Genomic DNA, 20,276 nt, shown 5'->3' with positions numbered 1-20,276 from the left:
ATGCGCCGCGATGTCTGAGCCCGTCTGACACACCACATGGAGGGAACCATGCAGGACGCATTCATCGCGGGAGGCTGGGGGATGTACCCGACGTTGCTGGCGGGGCTCGCGCTCATCGCCACCTGCGTCCAATACGCGCGCAGGCCCGAGCCGCGCTACGTGCCGCTGATGCTGTCGCTCGGCCTCTGCACCTTGATGGCCGGTACGCTCGGCTTCGCCACCGGCATCATGTCCCTGCTCAGCGCGTATGCGGGCCCGCTGTCGGAAGAAGGCCCGCGTGTCCTCTTCGCCGGCACCTTCGAGGCGCTGCACAACGTGGCGCTCGCCCTGCTGCTCGCCATGTCAGGGGGCCTGCTTGCCTCCGTCGGCGCGTGGCGGCTGTCGCGCCGGTTGGGGAACTTCGCGACTTCCACGGCGGGTTGATTCAGGACGCACGGGCACCGCGCCGGAACGCGGGAGTTGCATTCCGGCGCGCGCCTGGACATAGATTGCAGCCATCACCAGGAGGGATTGACGCCCCCTCCCAACCAGAGGTCGCCGCACCCTTGAGGACGCTTCGCTGAAATCCAAGGTCGTTTGACGTTCTCGCGCTGAGCCGCCTTCGGGCTGGCTTGCGCCCTGGATTCAGGAGTCTCCTCATATGCCTTCCGTGCGCGCGCACCGCGTTTCGTTCGCGTTTTCCGACGCCGTTCCCGTCTTCTCCGATGTCGACTTCCACTTGCCCCCGGGTTGGACCGGGCTCGTGGGGGCCAATGGCGCCGGCAAATCCACCCTCCTCCGTCTGCTCTCGGGTGAGCTGACGCCCACCGAGGGACACCTCCAGTTCGACCCCACGGCCCCCACCCTCCGGCTCTGCCGTCAGGAGGTGGAGGCGCTCACGCCCGACATCTCCGCCTTCGCGGAGTCGTGGGACTCCATCGCGCGGCGGCTGCACGGCCAGCTCGGTCTGGACGTCACCGCCCTGGAGCGCTGGCCCACGCTGTCACCCGGTGAGCGCAAACGGTGGCAGGTGGGCGCGGCCCTCGCCGCCGAGCCCCACCTGTTGCTGCTCGACGAGCCCACCAACCACCTGGACGCGGAGGCCCGCACGTGGCTCGTCTCCGCGCTGCGCCGCTTCCGGGGACTGGGCATCGTGGTGTCCCACGACCGCGAGCTGCTGGAGTCCCTCACCACGAACACGCTCCGCGTCCACAACGGGAGCGCCCGGCTGTGGCCCGGCGCCTACACCGCCGCGCGGGGACACTGGGAAGCCGAGCGCGAGGGCGAGCTCGCCTCCCACCAGCAAGCCCGTGCGGAGCAACGCCGCGCGGCCCAGCTCCTGGACCAGGCCCGGCGTGAACAGCAGGCCGCGGATGCCGCGCGGCACACCCGCAAGCGATTGAAGAACAAGAACGACAACGACGCGCGCTCCATGGGCGCCAAGGTCGTGGCCGGCTGGGCCGAGGCCGGCGCGGGACGGCGCGTGGGTGTCGCCCGGCGCGAGCTGGAGCGCGTCAGCGAGGCCGTGGGCACCGTCACCGCGGACAAGACCGTGGGCCGCTCCGTCTTCTTGGATTACGCGCGCGCCCCCAACCCGTGGCTCTTCACGTTGGACGTGCCCGGCCTGCGCGCGGGGGACGTGGAGCTGCTCGGGCCGGTGAACCTGTCCGTGAGCCGCGAGGCGCGCGTGCGCATCGAAGGGCCCAACGGCGCGGGCAAGAGCACCCTGGTGCGCGCGCTGTTGGAGCACGCGCGCATTCCGCTCGAGCGGGTGTTGTACCTGCCGCAGGACGTCAGCGAGGAGGAGGCCCGGGCCAACCTGGACGCGGTGCGCGCGCTGCCGCCCGAGGAACGAGGCCGTGTGCTGTCACTCGTGGCGGCGCTTGGCGTGGACCCGGAGCGGCTGCTCGCATCGGAGCAACCGTCCCCGGGAGAGGTCCGCAAGCTCCTCATCGCGCGGGGCCTGGGACAACACGCCTGGGCGCTGGTGCTGGACGAGCCCACCAACCACCTGGACCTGCCCTCCATCGAACGGCTGGAGGCCGCGCTTCGCGAGTACCCGGGCGCGCTGATGCTCGTCACCCACGACGCGGCCTTCGCCCAGGCCTGCACCTCCGAGGTGTGGCGCGTGGAGCACGGACAGGTCGCGGTGACATCCGCATAGCAGCAGGCGAAGGATTCGAAGGGGGTCCGTTCTCCTGACCGAAATCGGCGCAATTTCGCGCCCCTTTCGTGTCTTGGAGAACGCCCCCGATGAACACCACCCGTCTGTTTCCCGCCCTCGCCCTGGGGATGAGCCTCATTGCCGCGCCCGCGCTCGCGGACAGCGCTTCGTGCGTCCCGACCAGCGTGGCCGTGTACTCCACCCGCATCCACGTGCGGTGCGCCTCCTCCGTCGCCGGAGGCATCTGGTTCTTCGCGCTCTCCACCGCCGACACGGCGCACGTGAACCGCACGCTCAGCCTGCTCAGCACGGCGCTCGCCAGCGGCCGGACGCTGCACGTGGACTACAACCCGTCCACCACCGCGGGCACGTCCATTGGCTGCCTCTCCAGCGACTGCCGCCTCATCAACTGGACGGCGATGTAACGATGCGCGCCCTGAACCTCCGGGGCCTCTGGACGGGCCTCGTCCTCCTCGCCGCCGCGTTGGGAGCGCGTCCCGTCCACGCCTCCCTCTACTGGTACGCCGGCGTCCAGAGCAGCACGCCCAGCGTCTGCTTCGTCGGTGACGCGCTCACCTCGCGTCCCGCGCGCGTGCAGCAGGTGATTGATTACATCCGCGACTTCGAGCGCGTCGCGAACATCCGTTTCAACGTCCTGGGCACCTGCGCCGCGCCCACCGTCCTGGCCAACGGCAACCACTGGCACGGCGGCGACATCCGCATCGTGATACCGGGCACCAGCTCGCCCTTCTCGGGCCAGGTCCCCGGCAACGGCTGCCCGATGTTCCTGAATGCCTCTGGCAACTACAACGGCGAGAACAGCCATGGCGGCAGTTGGTCCAACTCGCCCGCCGACCTCGCCACGCACCGGGGCTGCCGGCACAACCTGAAGCTCGGTGACGACGCGGACGCGCTCGGCGTGCCCTGGAAGGACCACACGCTGCACGAGGTCGGGCACGCGCTGGGCTTGAGCCACGAGCACGAGCGCAACGACGTCAACTTCAGCCTCTGCAGCGCCTCGGGTTACGGCGGCGGCGCGAACAGCGGCTTCATCACGCCCTACGACAGGTACTCGGTGATGCACTACGAGTTCCTGGGCTGCGGCATCCACGGCAACTACGGCCACGCGGGCCCCTCCACGTGGGACGCGCTGGCGCTGCACATCATGTACCCCGAGCCGGTCCGCGTCGCCGAGTTCATGGGCAGGACGGTCATCCGGACCACCGAGGCACTCAACCTCACCTCGGCCTGGGGCGCCCGCGGCGCGAACCTGTCCTTCGCCGCCTCCGCGTTCTCCTGGAAGCTGTCCGCCGTCACCTACAGCACGTCGAGCAGCCTCGTCACCTGGCTGGGCGCGGGGACGTATCCGCTCCAGTTCAGCCACTCGGACTTCCTCGGCCGGTCGTATTCGTACGCCGGAACGGTGAAGGTGCTCACGCCCGCGGACTTCACGAAGCAGGTGGTCGCCCCCGTCGCCACGCGGCTGCCCCTGCTGTAGGCCCGGGGACGCCGCACCTCAGGCACCGGCCTGTTGGAGGAACCACGCCACCAGGCCGGCCAGCCCTTCCTCCACGGAGATGCGCGGCCGGAACCCCGTCTGCCGCTCCAACTCGGACGGGTCCGCCCAGGTGGCCGCCATCTCCCCGGGCTGCGCGGGCGTGGGACGCACCTTCGCCCGCGTGCCCAGGCGCCGCTCCATCACCGCCAGGAACTCCCGGACCGGGATGGGCTCGCCCCGCCCCACGTTGAGAACGCGATACGCGGGTGCCCCCGAGGGCGGCCGGTCCAGCACCCGCAGCACGGCCTCCGCCACGTCCTCCACGTGGGTGAAGTCGCGCTGCATCCGGCCCTCGTCGTGCAGCGCCAGCTCGGCGCCTTCCCGCAGGGCCCGGAGGAAGCGCAGCGGCGCCATGTCCGGACGCCCCCACGGGCCGTACACCGTGAAGAAGCGCAGGCCGCTCGTGGGCAGCCCGTGCAGATGACTGAACGCGTGCGCGAGCAGCTCATCCGCGCGCTTGGTGGCCGCGTAGACGCTGAGCGGATGGTCCGCCGCCGCGCCTTCCTGGAACGGAGGCACCGAGCCCGCGCCATACACGGAGCTGGACGACGCGTAGACCAGGTGCCGCACCCGGGCCGCGCCGGCCTGCTCCAACACCTGGAGGAAGCCCGACACGTTGCTGTTCACGTAGTCCCGCGCGGTGACACCCGCCGAGGGCCGCACCCCCACGCGCGCCGCCAGGTGGACCACGGCCTCTGGTGGTGATGCCTCGAAGAGCGCTCGCAGCGCGGGGCCGTCGGTGATGTCCACCGGGTGGAAGGTGAACCCGGAAGCGCCTGGCAGCGTGCCCAGGCGCGCCAGACGGGCCTGCTTCAGCGCCACGTCCCCGGAGGGGTCCAGGTTGTCCACCCCGATGACGGCGTCGCCCCGCGCCAGCAGCCGTGCGCTGACGTGGTGGCCAATGAAGCCCGCAGCTCCCGTGACGAGTACCCGCATGTGCGCCCCACGCTCCCATGCCCTCCACCCGGATGCCACGCCCGAGGACCTGGACGCGGCGCTTCCCGTCCCCGCCAACTGCACGTAGGGTTGTGGGCCTCATGGTGTCCGTGAATCAGCTCCGCCCCTTCGCGAGTGCCTCGCTGGACGCGTTCCGGGCTGCGTCCGGTCCGGTGGCCCTCATCCAGCCGCCCGTGGAGCTCGCCGCCCAGGTCCACGGCAGCCTGGCGTCGCGCACCGTCGGCATGGCCCACCGCGCGCACATGGATGAGCGGCTGCTCGCCATGCTCCGCGACTTCGACAACCTGGAGGTCCACTTCCTCCAGCCCTCCGTGGACGGCGAGGAGTTGACGGTCGGCCGCACCGAGGACTGCGATCTGATGGTGCCCGACCCCTCCGTGTCCCAGCACCACGCCACCCTGCGGTGGAACGCCACCCGAGGCGGCTTCTCCGTGCGCGACGCCGAGTCCATGAACGGCACCTTCATCAACGGCGCCCCATTGGCCTACCGCGCCCAGGTGCAGCTCCAGGACGGAGACACCCTGGCCTTCGGCGACGCCCAGTTCCTCTACCTGCGCGCGGAGACCGTCTACGAACACCTGCGCCTGGCGAGCCCGAAGCGGGCGCCCTGAGCCGCTCCGCGCTTCCGGCCGCCCTCCTCAGGGGATGGCCTGGATGGCCTCCACCACCGCCTTGCGCAGGTAGGAGCGCAGGTCCGTCTGCGCCTGGTACACGCCAATCATGGAGGTGGTGCGCGTGGGGTTGCTCCACCGCAGCCGGCCATTGGGTCCCACCACCCCCGTCTCCATCAGCACCTCCGTGCGCCCCATCATCTGCGCGGACGTCACGTCCACCCAGTTGAGCACCACCACCACGCCCGCCTCCGCGTCGTTGTCCCGAATCATCTCCACCACCTCGTTGATGGAGGGCGCAGGCGCCGCGGAGATGCGCGTGCCCACCACCTCGAAGCCGCGCTCCTGCAGCGTGGCCTGCGCCTGGCTGACGAGCACCGAGCGGGGGTTGCCCTCCCCCATCATGTCCTGCCGGTACGTGAAGCTCGGCAGCGAGTCCACGCGCGAGCCCACCACGACCACCACCTTGCGCAAGGCCCCTGGCGGGCGGACCTGAGGCGCGGCGCACGAGGCGAGCAAGAGGCTGAGCAGGACGACCGCGGGACGGAAGGCGCGCATGACGGGAAACCTGGGAGACGGGGGTACGGGCCCACTATGCAGGGCCACCGGGCCTCAGTCGAACAGTCCCTGGAGGTAGAAACGTCCATCGCGTCCGTCCCGGAACACCCAGGCCGGCCCCAGTCCCTCGAAGTGGACGCGGTAGTAATCCCGCTGGAAGGGCGTCTCGGACCACCACTCCCCGCCCAGCCGCTCCGGGCCCGCCAACGCCGTCACGCGGTGCCGCCGTCCCCCCATGCGCGCGGCCAGCAGCCGGCCAGACGCCGCCACCTCCGCGTCCAGACACGCGGGCTCCGCCAACAGCCGGGAGGGCCGCTCACGCACGACGGCTCCGGCCCCCGGCGCCGCACGGGCATGGCCCTCCAGGAGGTCCGCGGACAATCCCCGCCGGGCCTCGGGAGGCCGGAAGGCCCGGGTGCCATGCGCCGCCTCGGGCCGGTGGACCGCCTCCAGCCCCGCGGAGAACAGCGACTCCTCCCCCAACGTCGTCGCCAGCCGGGACAGAACCACCTCCAACGCCGCGTCGCCTTCCGGCGTATCCCCCAGCACGAGCTGCTGCCCCGCGTCCTCGGAGTGCTCGTCCACCCGGGCGGACACCTCCGCCACCGGGTTCTCCAGCCGCAGCTCCTCCAGCCGGTGCCGCGCCAGCTCATGCAGCAGCTTCGCCCGCGCGGTGGGGCGCGCCAGCGTCAGCGTCACGCTCCGGTGGCCCGTGGGGTCCAGCTTCAAGGTGAAGGTGAGCCGCACCGCCGCGCGGCCCCGCCCGGACAAGCGCGCGCCCAACCGGTCCATCAACGTCTTGAGCGCGAAGCGCAGCGGCTCGAAGGACTCCGCGGGGAAGTCCAGCACCACGCGCTCCTCCAGCACGGACTCCAGCACCGCGGGCACGAAGGGCGTGTCGTCCTCGCCCCGGCAGCGCGCCTGGACACGTGTACCGGCGGCACCGGCCCGCGCCACCACCGCGCCCGCGGGCAGCGCCGCCACGTCCCCCAACGTGGTGAATCCCAGCGCGGAGAACAACGTGGCCGCGCTGTCACGGACCTCCAGCGCGGACAAGGGCAGCGGCGCCAGCGCCCGCGCGCTCTCTCCCGAGGCCACCACCTCCACCCGTCGCGCGCCATGCCGCGCCACCGCGCGCGAGGTGAAGGCCTCCTCCGCCACCACCACGTGCGCCCGGTAACCCAGCTCGGAGCACAGCGCCAACATCCGCGTGCCCAGCGCCTCCTCGCCCCCGCAGAGGTGCGCGGCGCCAGCGTCCAACCAAAGCCCGTCCGGCGCGCAGAGCTGGAAGCCCGGCGCCAGCGGGAGCAGCGCCTCGCCCAGCGCCGTCAACGCGCGCAGCTCCTCCTCCGGTCGGTAGTCAAAGTGCCGCAGCACCGGCTCCAGCGCGGTGGCCGCCGTCAACGTCATCCCCGGGCGCACCCCCGCGCGCAACGCCGAGGTGGAGGCGAAGGCCACCCGACGCTGGCCACGCACCGCCTCCACCAGGACGAAGGGACGTCCCGCCAGCTCCGGCGACTCCACCACCCGGCGCTGCACCGGGAAGCGGGTGAGGTGCAGATAGGCCCTGCGCATGACGGCCCTCAGTGCGCCGGGGGCGGAAAGGCCGCGTCCAACCCATGGCGCATGGGCGGCATGGGCGCGTCACGTCCAGGGCGCTGGCCCAGGATGCCCAGGCCGTTGCGGAGCGCGCCGGACGTGTCCCGCAGGAAGTCGGGCGTCGCGTCCTCCAGCCCCTCCGCCACGTCCAGCAGCCGCCCGCCTCCCTCCAGCCCCAGCGACGGGTACAGCGAATGCCAGGGCAGCACCGCCCGCGCGCCCGCGCCGCCCTGCCGGCTGCGCACCACCTCCACCGACCAGCCCTCCGCGTCCCGCGCCTCCGTCCGCAGCCGCAGCACTCCGTCCGCGGGCGCCTCCGGTGAGGTGAGCAACAGGAGCAGCCCGCCCCCCTTTGCCGCCGCGTCCGCCAGCTTCCGCGCCTCCACGGGAGACACCCGGCAGGCCCGTTCACTGGACGACACCCCGCGCGTCAGGTCCAACACCACACAGGCGAAGGCCCCGCTGCGGGCCAGTTGGACCGCGGCCCAGATGCGCTGCTCCGGGGCCTTGGGCCGGACGATGAGCAGCCGCTCCAGGTCCACGCCCAGCGCGGCGGCGGACGGCGGGTAGAGCTCCCGAGGGCCATCCACCCACGCACACAGCCGGGCTTCCCGATGCGCCGCCGCCACCGCGTGCAGCGCCAGGCTGGTGCGCCCCGAGGCCGCCTCACCGCACAGCTCCACCGACTGGCCCAGCGGCAGGCCACCCGTGGGCAGCAGCGCGTCCACCGCCTCCAGGCCCGTGCGCAACACCGCCAGGTAGCGCCGGGGCGCCGCCTGCAACTGGCGGATCCGCTCCCGGAGCTGCTCGACGACCGAGCCCGTTCCCTGCCCCACCTCCGCTTGCCGCTCCGCCGCGCTCATCTCGCCTCCTCGCCAGACCCGCCGAAGCCGGACAACCGGCAGGGCGGTCGTCCACTATCCTCGGAGGTCTGACATGCGCCTTCATGGGACGCATGGCGGTGGGTGCGTGGATCAGACCCGCTGGTGCGGGCTTTCGTCGGGGCTCAGCCCGCGCAGAGGACCTTCACTTCCACCTTCTTGTCGTCCGCGCGGCGCAGGCAGCTCGACTGGAAGAACAGGCGGGCCGGATACCGCTCCGTGGACGCCTCGTAGCGCAGGTCGCCCCCGGCCACGGAGCACCGCGACACCGAGTCATCCGCGCGCGTCAACTCCACCTGGACCAACCGGGCGTCGGGCAGGTTCACCACTTCGATGCTCTGCGCCACCGTGGCCAGCTCCGCGATGCGCAGCAGCGTGTCGCGGTAGTTGTCCCGGCAGATGGAGTCCAGGTTGTCGAGGCTCCGGTCAAACGACTCCGCCATCGCGCGCTGGCGGTGGCCAGGCCCGAAGGACGTCGGGCAGTCGACGTTGCGCACGAAGGTCCCGTCGGGCGTGACGTCGCGGATCAGCTCCGCCCGCTTGTCGGACAGCGCCACCGGACCAATCGTGGCCCAGAGCACCTGGCGCGAAGCACCGTTCGAATCCCGGAGCTGCTGGAACAGGTTGAAGTACTCCTCGACAGGCGTGAGCAGGTGCGACTGCTCGCTGCAGTTGTCGATGGACGTGTCGTCGGACACCCAGACCGGAGGAGGCCGCGCCATGGTGCTGCAGTCCTCCTCGTCCGTCACCACCGCCACCAGCAGCCGCGCGCCGTCGCGGAGGAACCCGGCGTTGCCGCCCGCCGACAGCGCGGTCGAAACCAGGGGCTCCGAGACAGCCAGTCGGACCGCCTCGAGCGGCGTCTCCTGCCCGCTGCCATCCGTGCCCTGGATCACCAGCCGGCGGAACTTCTCCAGCACGTACGGATCCGTGCCGTCGATGAAGCGCTCGTCGGTGGGGTTGCCCGCCGCGTCGGGGACAGGCTGCAGCCGGCCCGATTCCCGGTTGTACTCGATGAAGCTCTCCCGCCCCTGGAACCTGGCGAGCCGGTACACGGACGTCGTGATGACGCCCACCCGGAAGTCCTGCGAGACGCCGCTGCCTTCCTTCAGCGCCTCCAGGAACGCCGGCAGCTCCGTGGCGATGGCGGCCTGCTCCTCTTCCATGGAGCCCGAGTTGTCGATGACGAAGAGGATGTCCGTCTTCTGCGGCGCGATGACGGGCGACTCGCTCTCACACTTGCCAGGGAGGTTGGAGCCGGGCTCGTCGACGGGCGACCGGCACGACGTCCACAGCAGGGACGGAACCAGCAGCAAGGGGGCGCAGTGGCGGAGCTTCATGGGGGGCCTCCGTGAGGGCGGCGCACCCCGGCGGGGCGCCGCGTCAGATGCTAGGGGGGCGAGCATGCCCCACCCCTCGTCCAGACGCGAGACTTCCGAGGAACACAGGAGTGACGGCGGGGGTCGGAAAAACGCACACGGCGTTTGCCATGTCCGTTTTGGTTGTTACGTTGGTTCATCCGCCGCAGAAAACCTGGAAATGTTCACTGGTTGTCGAACGAAAAAGGCCGAACTTCATGTCCGATGAGAAGAAGAAGGGCACCGCTGCGAGCGCCATGCCCACCGCGATGGCCCCTCCGGGGCTCATCAACAAGGAAGACATCCCCCAGGTGCTTCCCATCCTCCCCCTGCGCAACAGTGTCTTCTTCCCGGGCGGCGTGCTCCCTCTGGCCGTCGGCCGTCAGAAGACCATTGCCCTGATCAAGGACGCGGTGCGGGACGACCAGGTCATCGGCGTCGTCACCCAGCGCCGCGCCGAGGAAGAGGATCCCGGCGCCGCCGACCTCTACACCATGGGGACGGTCGCCCGCATCGTGAAGCTCCTGAAGATGGGCGAGGACAACTACTCGCTCGTGGTGCAGGGGCTCGCTCGCTTCCGCGTGGTGGAGCTGGTCCAGGAGGCGCCCTACCTCAAGGCCCGCGTGGACGCCGTCGAGGACAAGACCTCTTCGGAGAACGTGGAAGTCGAAGCGCTGGGCATCAACCTCAAGAAGCTGGCGCGCGAGGTCATCGAGCTGATGCCCGAGCTGCCCGCCGCGGCCACCGAGCTGGTGGAGAGCATCACCCACCCCGGCCACCTGGCGGACCTCATCGCCGCCAACGTGGACGTGCCCATTGAAGAGAAGCAGGCCGTCCTCGAGACGGTGGACCTCAAGGCCCGGATGAAGCTCGTGCTCGAGCTGCTCAACCGGAAGCGGGAGATCCTCAAGCTCTCCAACAAGATCGACTCCGCCGTGAAGGGCGAGATGTCGAAGACGCAGCGCGAGTACTACCTGCGCCAGCAGCTCAAGGCCATCAAGGAAGAGCTGGGGGAGATGGGCGAGGAGGAGGAGGAGCTCGACGAGCTGCAGGAGCGCCTGAAGAAGGCCAACCTGCCGCCCGACGTGGAGAAGGTCGCCAACAAGGAGCTCAACCGCCTCAAGACGATTCCGGCGGCCTCCAGCGAGTACACCGTCGCGCGCACCTACCTGGATTGGATCGCCGACCTGCCGTGGGCGAAGCTCTCCGAGGACAACCTCGACATCGAGAACGCGCGCCAGCAGCTCGACAAGGATCACTTCGGCATCAAGAAGGTGAAGAAGCGCATCCTGGAGTACCTGGCCGTCCGCAAGCTGAAGAACGACATGCGCGGCCCCATCCTGTGCCTCGTCGGTCCGCCGGGCGTCGGCAAGACGTCGCTGGGCCAGAGCGTGGCCAAGGCCACCGGCCGCAAGTTCGTGCGCCTGTCCCTGGGCGGCGTGCGCGACGAGGCGGAGATCCGCGGTCACCGCCGCACCTACGTGGGCGCCCTCCCCGGCCGCTTCATCCAGAGCATGAAGAAGGCCGGCACGAAGAACCCGGTCATGATGCTGGACGAGATCGACAAGCTGGGCGCCGACTTCCGTGGCGACCCGAGCGCGGCGCTCCTCGAGGTGCTGGATCCGGAGCAGAACAACACGTTCAGCGACCACTACCTCGACGTGCCGTTCGACCTGTCCAAGGTCATGTTCGTCGCCACGGCGAACCAGCTCGACCCCATCCCCGGTCCACTGCGTGACCGCATGGAGATCATCGAGCTGACGGGCTACACCTTCGAGGAGAAGCAGAGCATCGCTCGCATCCACCTGGTGCCCAAGCAGCTCAAGGAGCACGGTCTCAGCCCGGACCACATCGACATCACCGACGAGGCGCTGCTCACGCTGACCACCGCGTACACGCGCGAGGCCGGTGTGCGTAACCTCGAGCGCCGCATCGCGGACATCTGCCGTGCGGTGGCCGTGGAAGTGGCCGGCGGGAAGACGGAGAAGCAGAACATCAACGCCGACCGGGTGAAGGAGATCCTCGGGCCTGAGATGTTCTACTCGGAAGTGGCCGAGCGCACGGAAGTCCCGGGCGTTGCCACGGGTCTGGCCTGGACGGCGGCGGGCGGCGACCTGCTCTTCATCGAGGCGACGAAGATGGCGGGCAAGGGCGGCATGACGCTCACCGGCCAGCTCGGCGACGTGATGAAGGAGAGCGCCACGGCGGCGCTGAGCTACCTGCGCAGCAAGGCGGAGCAGCTCGGCATCAGCCCGAACTTCCTGGAGAAGACGGACCTGCACCTGCACTTCCCGGCGGGCTCCATTCCGAAGGACGGTCCTTCCGCGGGTGTCACCATCCTCACCGCGCTCACCAGCCTGCTGACGGGCATCCGGGTGCGGCACGACACGGCGATGACGGGCGAGGCCACGCTGCGGGGTCTGGTCCTGCCGGTGGGTGGCATCAAGGAGAAGGTGCTGGCGGCGCACCGGGCGGGCATCAAGCGGGTCATCCTGCCCGAGCGGTGCCGCAAGGACCTCATCGACGTGCCGGACCAGGCGCGCAACGAGCTGGAGTTCATCTTCGTCACGCACATGGACGACGTGCTCAAGGCCGCGCTGGAGACGCCTCCCGTGGGCGTCGCGGGCACCCCGGGCGGCGAGCCGGGCAAGGAGGCTCCCCTGCCGAAGCCGGCCGAGTCCTCTCCCGAGGTCCGAGCCTAGCGCACGGCCTTCTGGCCAGTAGGAAGTGACGCGGGCAGGTTCCCTTCTTGGGAACCTGCCCGTTGTCTTTGCGGGGCTAATCCACGCGGGAGAAGTGCTCCTTGTCGAAGAGCAGCACCCCTGCCCCGGGCGGAATCAACGTCTGCGAGGCGGCCTCCTCGAACAGGACCCGCCCGTTGGACCACGCGGGGGCATGATCACAAAACTCGCCCTCGTTCCGCCCGAAGCAGGACCCCGCCCCCGCGCAGATATTGTTCGCGAGGCATCGGGGGCCCACCTCGATACGCGAGAGGCCCAGCTTCATCAGCACCCGGTTGTTCGGGAGGGAAATGAGCGCGGGCGTATCGGCTGCATTGACGTACACCACGCCGTGTTCAAACGAGCGCATGCGAACGAACTCGGAATGGCCCGCGACCGCGACGTGAGGCCCCAATGCGTCTCCAAGCCTCAGTGCGTACTCGGGAAACTCATTGAGATAGTTCCTCGGGCCGCCCACCGGCTGCGCCCATGTGGGGTTGAAATCCCAGAGCCCCAGCCACATGCGCTCCCCCAGCGGCTCGTACGCGAGGAGGAACGAAGCCAGGGAGAACAAACGGAACTTCTCGCTGATCTCCAAGTCGTACATGTTGTGAATGGCGGGGAAACACAGGACCGACTTTCCACGCTGGTGCTGATCGGCGACCTCATCGAGGTGCGCTCGCCAGGTGCTCCCCAGCGGTTGCTCAGGCCCCGACCAGAAGCACCCTTCGAACATGCCGCCGTGAATCTCCGACAAGGCCGTGTCGATGCCGCGCGAAATACGGGCGCTCACTGGATCTTCAGGCGCTTCGTGAACAATGGCGTTCCCGATGAATCGCATGTTGGGATGACGTGTCTGGAGGCCCAGTCCAAACTTTTCGAGCGCCAGGGACCAGGCGTCCTCCGCGTTCGGCTGGCCCAGATTCTGACAGAAGCGTTCGTACTCAACAGCGGGTGCCTCGTGATTGGCCCCCTTGGGCGAGTTGATGCATGGCTTCTCGGGACGAAACTCATCCAGGAAGATGGTGTTGTAGCCTTGGACCTCGGCCTCCTCGACGACCAGCGACATCTGGCTTTGCCAATGACTGCTCGCGGGGTTCGTATTGTCACCGTTCCAGAAACGATCCCCGATCCGGTTGTGGAATCGCGTCGAAAGATACTCGGAGATGGACGGGAACCACCCGGCGGGAATCTCCGTCCCAAGCACGTGGCGTGTCGCCTCAACCCGGTAGATGATCGCCTCTTTGCCGTTCGGGACATGCCGCATGGGGCAGGTCAAGAACTCCCGATCCTCCGCGTGGAGTCGAAGAATGCCGGAGGCCAGTTGAGAGCCATCCACACTCAGCGTCGTGTCATCGGAGATCCGGCCGAAGATTTGGTAATTGATCAGCCCGTATCGAACAAGCTTGAAAGTGTAGCTCGCCGGATTGAAGGTGGAAGGCACGCGCAGCGCAACCGACACGTCCGCGGTGACCGCGTAGCGAGCGAGCCCCTCGGAATCGGTATAGGGGCATGACAATCGGCTCCAATGAGGGTGCGACGTCACCGCGGTCCCTCCCTGAACCTCGGTATTCGCGGCGACCAATCTGAACGTCGGCGAGGCGGATCCCGTATGAGTGATGCAGGCGGGCAGGGAATATGGCCGCGCGAGTCCGGCTTGGGAGGTCTTCACCTGGTAGCAGACTGTCGATCCCACAGAGGGGGGAGCGTTGTCCTCGACCAGCAACGACTCGGGCGCATCCGCGATACCGGACTGCCATAGAGAGAATGGGACCAGCTCCCACCAGTCCGCGGTGCTCATGTCCACGGCGCCCACGTACCGGTGGACCTCGTAGGTCGCGGGCGCGCTCGCCGTCGACGGGATTCCATACACGCCCAGCACCGGATCTTGCCGTCCGATTCTCCGGTCATGTTGCCACGTCACGACAATCTTCGAAGCGCCATCACTGACAGCCATCAACAGCGCTGGATCCGTCGTGTGGAGGAAGCTGCGCTCGTCGAACTCCAGCTTCTGCGGCTCTTCTCGCCCCGTCCCAGGAAAATCTCCGGTGCGGATTTCATTGTCCGCCGCGTTGACTGCTCCGGCGCTTCCCAGCGTGGAGATGAAGTAACGCCCCTTCTGCTCCTGTGGATAGATCAACGGGTCCGTGTAGCTCGCGGAACTCCCATTGATGAACGACCGGAAGATTCGGGGCATGTGCAGAATGACGTCCTCATTGCTGTAGCTCTCCTGCATGTGCAGCGGCACGATGCCTTGCGTCCCGCTTCGAATCGGGGCGTCCAAGAGAAGATGGCCCGCGCGCCAGAGGTGGATGCTCTCGTCGATGAACGCCAGGTCGGTGCGGTCGTCACCACTGAACTGACCCGCGAGGCGCTGCTCAGGGGCCGAGAACCAGGTTGCGCCACCATGCGGCGACTTCGTACTCCCGGCGTAGGCAAATCCACGTCCCGTGCCCAGCCAAACCCCAATGCTGCCACTCCCGTCGAAGGCCGCGAAGTCCGACAGGCCGTCCCCGTTGAAGTCACCGACGAGCCGACGCCCCGGGGCGCTGAACCAGCCTGACTCAAGTGTCAGCCCTGTCTCTGTTTCGCCCACGTACTGGAAGCCAATGGCGGTGGAGGCCCATAGCTGCACCACCCCGTCATTGGAAAAAAACGCAATATCATCACCGGGGTGTTCATCATGAAAGCGGCCAACGAGGCGGCGGCCCCAATGCCCAAACCAGCCAGCGTCCACATCCAGGGCCACATCCGTCTCCGAACGCTGAGAAAACCCATCAGGCCCGAATCCCCAAACACGAACGTTTCCATCGGCATCGAAGTAAACGATGTCCGTTCCTCCATCCGCGTCGAAGTTTCCAGTCGCTCTCCGCTCAGGATGGTCGAACCAGCCATCCGCGAACGTGAAGGGCGTGGGGAAAACGCCCCCATGGACAAAACCGTTACCCGTGGATTTCCAGATTGTGACGTCACCGTTGTTGGCGAAGAATGCGATGTCGTCCTTCCCATCGGCATTGAAATCGCCGACGAGCCGGCGCTCCGGATGACCAAACCATCCCAAGGCCATCGTCAACCCCGTGAGCGTATCTCCCTCACTCACGAACCCATCTCCCGTGCCCCGTAGGAGGAGGATTTCGCCTTCATTGCCAAAATAGACGATGTCGTCGAATCCCCCGTCGCGCCTGTCTCCCGTGAAATCCCCCACGGCGCGCCGGTTGGGCGCCCCAAACCAGCCCGCATCCGCGCTCATGCCGGTTGGGAAAACCGCCGTATTCCGGAAACTCGGACAGTTGTCCTGGTCGCATGGGCCACCATCCGCCTCCGAGGAATAGGAGGACTCCGACCACTTGGGTTCGGGCGTCTCAGACAACTGCGAGGACTCAGAATCCGTTCGTGAACACCCCACCCAGCCCATCAACGACGTTCCCAGAATCAATGCCGAAAAACACAGCCCAAGGCTTCTGTTGGGATTTTCGAACTCGCGATTCATTTTCAATCCTCACTCCACGAGGTAGCTTCAGCAAGACTCCGCTCAATTCAGCCCAACCCACAACTCGAACCCTGTCACCCCCGCGCCAAGGACACCGTAACGCCAGTCGTTCTGACGAAGGCTTGCATCAATGGAGTTAGCACAGTGCTCCAACGAGGCTGCGCGATACCCACCAGTCATGCGGGTATCGCCGCAGCCCTCGAACGGCCTGTTGCAAACGACGCGTTGTCCCCTACAGCCACGCCTGCTCTTTTGCCCCACCGGCATCCATGCGTGACGACTGTCCCACCCCGAACAGGGCTCCAAAACGCACGGTGGGCTTCCACGTGCGCAACGCTCAGTAGAGACTGGGCGGCGACGCTCCTTTCCCGGGCGCCTCACGCGTGATGCCAAAGACCTCCTCGTTGCTGGGCTTGGGGCTGCTCCTACTGACCGGGCCCGCCTGGGCCTCCGAGCCCGCCACCGTCGTTCCGCCGCCCATGTGGCCCGCGCCGGGCGCCCCGCTCACGGTGGCCGAGGTCCAGTTCCCCAAGGGCTTCGGGAAGCGGCGCATCTACCTGGACGCGGGCCACGGCGCGGAGGGGAACACCGGCAACAAGGGCGTCACCTGCGAGGACGAGGAGGCCTTCACCCTGCGCGTGGCGGAGGACCTCGCGAAGCGGCTGGAGGCCACGGGCCACTTCCAGGTGCGCCTGAGTCGCAAGTCCGGCGAGCGCGTCCCCTACCCCGCCCGCGTCACCGCCGCCGAGCAGTGGCGCGCGCACGCGATGCTCAGCCTGCACTCGGACTCGCGCGGCGCCGCGATGTCCTGGTCACCCACGCCGGAACAGGAGTGCCTCCGGCAGGACGCCGCGCCCGGGTTCACCGTGCTCTGGTCCGAGTCCGAGGAGGCCACCGCGCTGCTTCAGACGGGACGCGCGGGACTGGCCCGGGCCCTGGCGCTCAGGCTGGGACAGGCCGGGTTCCCGCCGTATGACGGCGTGGATTACGAGGGGCTCTACGCCATCGACGCCGAGCAGTCCGGCGTCTTCGTGGCCCGTGAGCCCACGCATCGGAAGATCTTCGTGCTGCGCAAGCCGCGCATCCCTTCCGTCATCATCGAGACCCACCACGCGCTCGACTTCGAGGAGGCCGCGCGCTGGCGCGAGCAACGTACCCTGGAGGCCTTCGCCGCCGCTGTGGCTCAGGGCCTGGTGGATGCGCTCGCACCGAAGGTCCCCGCCAAGACCCGCGCGTCCGCGCCGCGCTGAGGTCTGGTCCTCGCGGGACACTGCGCGCAACGGGCCGTGTCCCCCGCGAGGGACACAGGTGCCACGGGACGGGCAAAGCCCAAGGGACACAGCCCGCCATGGGCTGGGCGAAGGACACGATGCGCCACGGACCGTGCAAGGCCCCGTGGCGGATCGTACGAGTGAGCTTCAGCGACAGGCCGAGCGGCAAGAGGCCACGGGCCTCAGCCCTCACCGCGTCGCAGTCCTGCCGGCGCCTCTGCCTGCTCTGTCGCCGCATCGACGTGGTCGACGAGCCGACGCGCCAGTGTCTCCACATGCGGGAGTCGAAGCGCGCTGTAGTGGTCTCCCGGCACGTCCTCCACCGTGAGATTCGAAGCCAGCCCACGGGCCCAGCCATGCGACGGGTCCACGGAGAAGCCACGCTGCGCATCCTTCGCGCGAAGCAGCAACACGGGGGCCCCCAACGCACCAGGACGGTACGCCGCGAGCGCACGCAGGTTCGCCCGCATGACGTCACGCCAGGACCGGAGAACGGAGACCTCCACCTCGGGAGGCAGCCAACCCGCCTGTCGCGCATGCCGGACGACCGTGGCCAACTGCTCCTCGTCACTCAGGCCCGTGAGTTCCTCGGGGCGCAGCGTCGACTCGGCCCCCGCCATTCGAGCCAGGTCCATGGCCATTCTGGCGAGCAACACGCTCTCCTCGGGCTCCCGCGCGGGGGCCTCCTCGTCGGGCGCGAAGCTGTCCAACATCGCCAGGAGCGCCACTCGCTGGCCCTGCCGCTCCAGTTCGCGCGCCATCTCGAAGGCCACCACGCCGCCCAAGGACCAGCCGCCCAAGACGTAGGGGCCTTCCGGCTGCACCTCACGCAGGGACTCCACATACCGGCGGGCCAGCGCTTCGATCTGCGTCAGCGGCGGCTCACGCCCATCCAATCCCGACGCCTGGAAGGCATAGATGGGACGCGAGGGGTCCATCCTGCCTGCGAGCTCGCGGTAGGGGCCCACCGCTCCCCCTACGGCATGCACCAGGAACATCGGCGTCCGACTGCCCTTCGGCTGCAATGCCACACGGTGTCTTGCCAGCCCATCCGTGACGGCCCCTTGAAGCCAGCCCGCGAGCTTCGACACGGATGGCGATTCGAAGAGGGCCCGGAGCGGCAGTTCGACGCCGAACTGCGCGCGCACGCGCACCACGACCTGGGTCGCCAACAGCGAGTGGCCTCCCAGTTCGAAGAAGCCATCGTGGACACCGACGCGGCGCCCGCCCAGCACCTGGGAGAAGATGCCCGCCAGGGCCTCCTCGGTGGGCGTGCTGGGGGCCACGTACTGTCCCGACGGCGAGGTGGGTGCATCGGGCGCCGGCAGGGCCTTGCGGTCCACCTTGCCGCTGGGGTTCAGCGGAAGGACGCCCAGGTGCATGAACACCGAGGGCACCATGTGTGAGGGGAGCTGCTTCTGCAGATGCGCTTGCAGTGCCGCGGGCGTCAGCGGCTCCGCGTCCCCCGTCACGTAGGCGATGAGGCGCGCGTCGCCTTGAGCTTCTTGGCGAACGACCGCCACCGCGTCACGCACACCCGGGTGTCCGCGCAGGGCCGCTTCGATTTCGCCCAGCTCGATGCGGAAGCCGCGCAGCTTCACCTGGAAGTCCGCTCGGCCCAGGTACTCCAGCGTTCCGTCCGGCAACCACCGCGCCACGTCTCCGGTGCGGTACAAGCGCGCACCCGGTGTTCCGCTGAAGGCGTCCGGGATGAAGCGCTCCGCTGTCAGCTCCGGACGCTGCCGGTACCCGCGGCCCACCTGCACACCGCCGATGTGCAGCTCGCCCGGAATGCCCGCCGGCGTCGGCTGCCCGTGCCCGTCCAGCACGTACAGCACCGTGTTCGCCACCGGCTTGCCGATGGGAATCCGCTGCAACTGGGCGTCGCGGGGGCAAGGCCAGTAGCTGACGTCCACCGCCGCTTCCGTCGGTCCGTAGAGGTTGTGGACCTCCACCGCCTCCGGCAGCCGTGCGTACGCCTTCTTCACCAACTCCGCGTCCAGCGCCTCGCCACTGCACACCACCCGGCGCAGGGCGCTCAGTCCTTCCAGCCCGGGCTCTTCCAGGAAGGCGCGCAGCATGGAGGGCACGAAGTGCATCGTGGTGACACGCTCGTCCTTCACCACCTTCGTCAGGTATGCCGGCTCCTGGTGGCCTCCGGGACGGGCCACCACCAACCGCGCGCCCACCGACAACGGCCAGAAGAACTCCCACACCGACACGTCGAAGCTGAAGGGCGTCTTCTGCAACACCACATCCTCGACGCCTAGCGCGTACTCCTGCTGCATCCACTTCAGGCGGTTGACGATGGCGCCGTGCGCGTTCATCGCCCCCTTCGGACGGCCCGTGCTTCCCGACGTGAAGATGACGTACGCCAGCGCCTCCGGGCCCACCTTCGGCACCGATGGCCGCGTCACCGGTTGACGCGACACCTCGTCCCGCTGCGTGTCCAGCAACACCCTGCGGAGTACGGGACGCGTCACCGACTCCAGCGCAGGCGTGGCATGGCCCACTTCGCTCGCTGACGACTGCCGCAACGCCGCGTCTTGCTGGGAGTCCGTTCCTGCCGCTTGGGCAGAGGCCGGGGGCTGCTGAGGCGTCGGCAGGACCGAGGCCCCGCTGCCCGCCATCGCTCCGGCCGATGGGACTGAGGACGCGGTCAACACGTCCTGGTGCCTCGCATGCGTCAGCAGCACCGCCGCGCCGCTGTCCTCCAGCATCCCCAACAACCGCTCCCGCGGATACGCCGGGTCCAGCGGCACGTAGGCGGCCCCCGCCTTCAGCACGCCGAGCAGCGCGACCACCATGTCCATCGAGCGGTCCAGGCACACGCCCACCAGTGACTCGACGCCGACCCCCATTCCCCGCAGGTGGTGCGCCAACTGGTTCGCCCGTGCCTCCAGCTCACGGTACGTCACGTGCTCCGACTCGAACGTCACCGCCACCGCGCCCGGCGTCTTCTCCACCTGCTCTTCGAACAGCTCCGCCAGCGACGCCTCGCGCGGGTACGTCACCTGCCCTCCGCTCGACGTCTCCACCAACCTCCGGCGCTCCTCCGCCCCCATCAACGGCAATGCCGCCAGACGCTGCCCGGGCGACTCCACCGCCGCATCCAGCAGCACCCGCATGT

Annotated in this window: 13 protein-coding genes and 1 pseudogene (1 of these 14 cut by a window edge); 7 read left to right on the top strand and 7 right to left on the bottom strand. The window is 68.8% G+C overall.

Features of this window, described 5'->3' with window-relative positions; all coding sequences use genetic code 11:
* Positions 1–48 precede the first annotated feature (48 nt).
* The 4 genes from A176_RS14100 (at position 49) to A176_RS14085 (ending at position 3,641) form a co-directional block, all read left to right on the top strand.
* The gene (locus A176_RS14100; protein ID WP_002640795.1) at positions 49–423 is read left to right on the top strand and encodes a hypothetical protein; all 375 of its coding nucleotides are present in this window, start codon (positions 49–51) and stop codon (positions 421–423) included.
* Between the two features lie 217 nt (positions 424–640).
* Entirely contained in the window at positions 641–2,143 is a 1,503-nt protein-coding gene (locus A176_RS14095) for an ATP-binding cassette domain-containing protein (protein ID WP_002640796.1), read from the top strand.
* Positions 2,144–2,232: 89 nt separating this feature from the next.
* Positions 2,233–2,568 (top strand): hypothetical protein, encoded by a 336-nt coding sequence (locus A176_RS14090; RefSeq protein WP_002640797.1) that lies wholly within the window; start codon positions 2,233–2,235, stop codon positions 2,566–2,568.
* A gap of 2 nt (positions 2,569–2,570) precedes the next feature.
* Positions 2,571–3,641, top strand: coding sequence for a zinc metalloprotease (locus tag A176_RS14085; protein ID WP_002640798.1), 1,071 nt, complete (start codon positions 2,571–2,573; stop codon positions 3,639–3,641).
* Positions 3,642–3,659: 18 nt separating this feature from the next.
* Here the strand turns inward: A176_RS14085 and A176_RS14080 are convergent, their stop codons facing one another.
* Positions 3,660–4,637, bottom strand: coding sequence for an NAD-dependent epimerase/dehydratase family protein (locus tag A176_RS14080; RefSeq protein ID WP_002640799.1), 978 nt, complete (start codon positions 4,635–4,637; stop codon positions 3,660–3,662).
* 101 nt (positions 4,638–4,738) lie between these two features.
* Here A176_RS14080 and A176_RS14075 point away from each other — a divergent pair, with 101 nt between their 5' ends.
* Positions 4,739–5,269 carry an FHA domain-containing protein gene (locus A176_RS14075; RefSeq protein ID WP_002640801.1) on the top strand — a complete coding sequence of 177 codons (531 nt, stop codon included), beginning with the start codon at positions 4,739–4,741 and terminating at the stop codon, positions 5,267–5,269.
* Positions 5,270–5,296: 27 nt separating this feature from the next.
* Here the strand turns inward: A176_RS14075 and A176_RS14070 are convergent, their stop codons facing one another.
* The 4 genes from A176_RS14070 to A176_RS14055 all read right to left on the bottom strand — a co-directional run bounded on the left by A176_RS14070 (position 5,297) and on the right by A176_RS14055 (position 9,647).
* The gene (locus A176_RS14070) at positions 5,297–5,827 is read right to left on the bottom strand and encodes a hypothetical protein (protein ID WP_002640802.1); all 531 of its coding nucleotides are present in this window, start codon (positions 5,825–5,827) and stop codon (positions 5,297–5,299) included.
* Positions 5,828–5,881: 54 nt separating this feature from the next.
* Positions 5,882–7,402, bottom strand: coding sequence for a Y-family DNA polymerase (locus tag A176_RS14065; RefSeq protein ID WP_002640803.1), 1,521 nt, complete (start codon positions 7,400–7,402; stop codon positions 5,882–5,884).
* An 8-nt stretch (positions 7,403–7,410) separates the two neighbouring features.
* Positions 7,411–8,289 carry an ImuA family protein gene (locus A176_RS14060; RefSeq protein WP_002640804.1) on the bottom strand — a complete coding sequence of 293 codons (879 nt, stop codon included), beginning with the start codon at positions 8,287–8,289 and terminating at the stop codon, positions 7,411–7,413.
* Between the two features lie 143 nt (positions 8,290–8,432).
* The gene (locus tag A176_RS14055; RefSeq protein WP_002640805.1) at positions 8,433–9,647 is read right to left on the bottom strand and encodes a vWA domain-containing protein; all 1,215 of its coding nucleotides are present in this window, start codon (positions 9,645–9,647) and stop codon (positions 8,433–8,435) included.
* Positions 9,648–9,883: 236 nt separating this feature from the next.
* Between A176_RS14055 and lon the strand changes: the two genes are divergently transcribed.
* On the top strand, positions 9,884–12,367 hold the full coding sequence (lon, locus tag A176_RS14050) for an endopeptidase La (RefSeq protein ID WP_002640806.1): 2,484 nt from the start codon (positions 9,884–9,886) through the stop codon (positions 12,365–12,367).
* A gap of 76 nt (positions 12,368–12,443) precedes the next feature.
* Here the strand turns inward: lon and A176_RS14045 are convergent, their stop codons facing one another.
* Positions 12,444–15,875, bottom strand: coding sequence for a conserved repeat domain protein (locus A176_RS14045; RefSeq protein ID WP_002640807.1), 3,432 nt, complete (start codon positions 15,873–15,875; stop codon positions 12,444–12,446).
* A gap of 386 nt (positions 15,876–16,261) precedes the next feature.
* Here A176_RS14045 and A176_RS14040 point away from each other — a divergent pair, with 386 nt between their 5' ends.
* On the top strand, positions 16,262–17,125 hold the full coding sequence (locus tag A176_RS14040) for an N-acetylmuramoyl-L-alanine amidase family protein (RefSeq protein ID WP_044889156.1): 864 nt from the start codon (positions 16,262–16,264) through the stop codon (positions 17,123–17,125).
* Positions 17,126–17,328: 203 nt separating this feature from the next.
* On the opposite strand, the pseudogene A176_RS41035 reads toward A176_RS14040, so the two are convergent.
* Positions 17,329–20,276: pseudogene (locus tag A176_RS41035) on the bottom strand (amino acid adenylation domain-containing protein); it runs 9,369 nt beyond the window's last position.

It is taken from the genome of Myxococcus hansupus (assembly GCF_000280925.3).
Lineage (GTDB): Bacteria > Myxococcota > Myxococcia > Myxococcales > Myxococcaceae > Myxococcus > Myxococcus hansupus.
The sequence above is the reverse complement of the archived record's forward strand: the minus strand, read 5'-3'. Positions and strand labels throughout refer to the sequence as shown.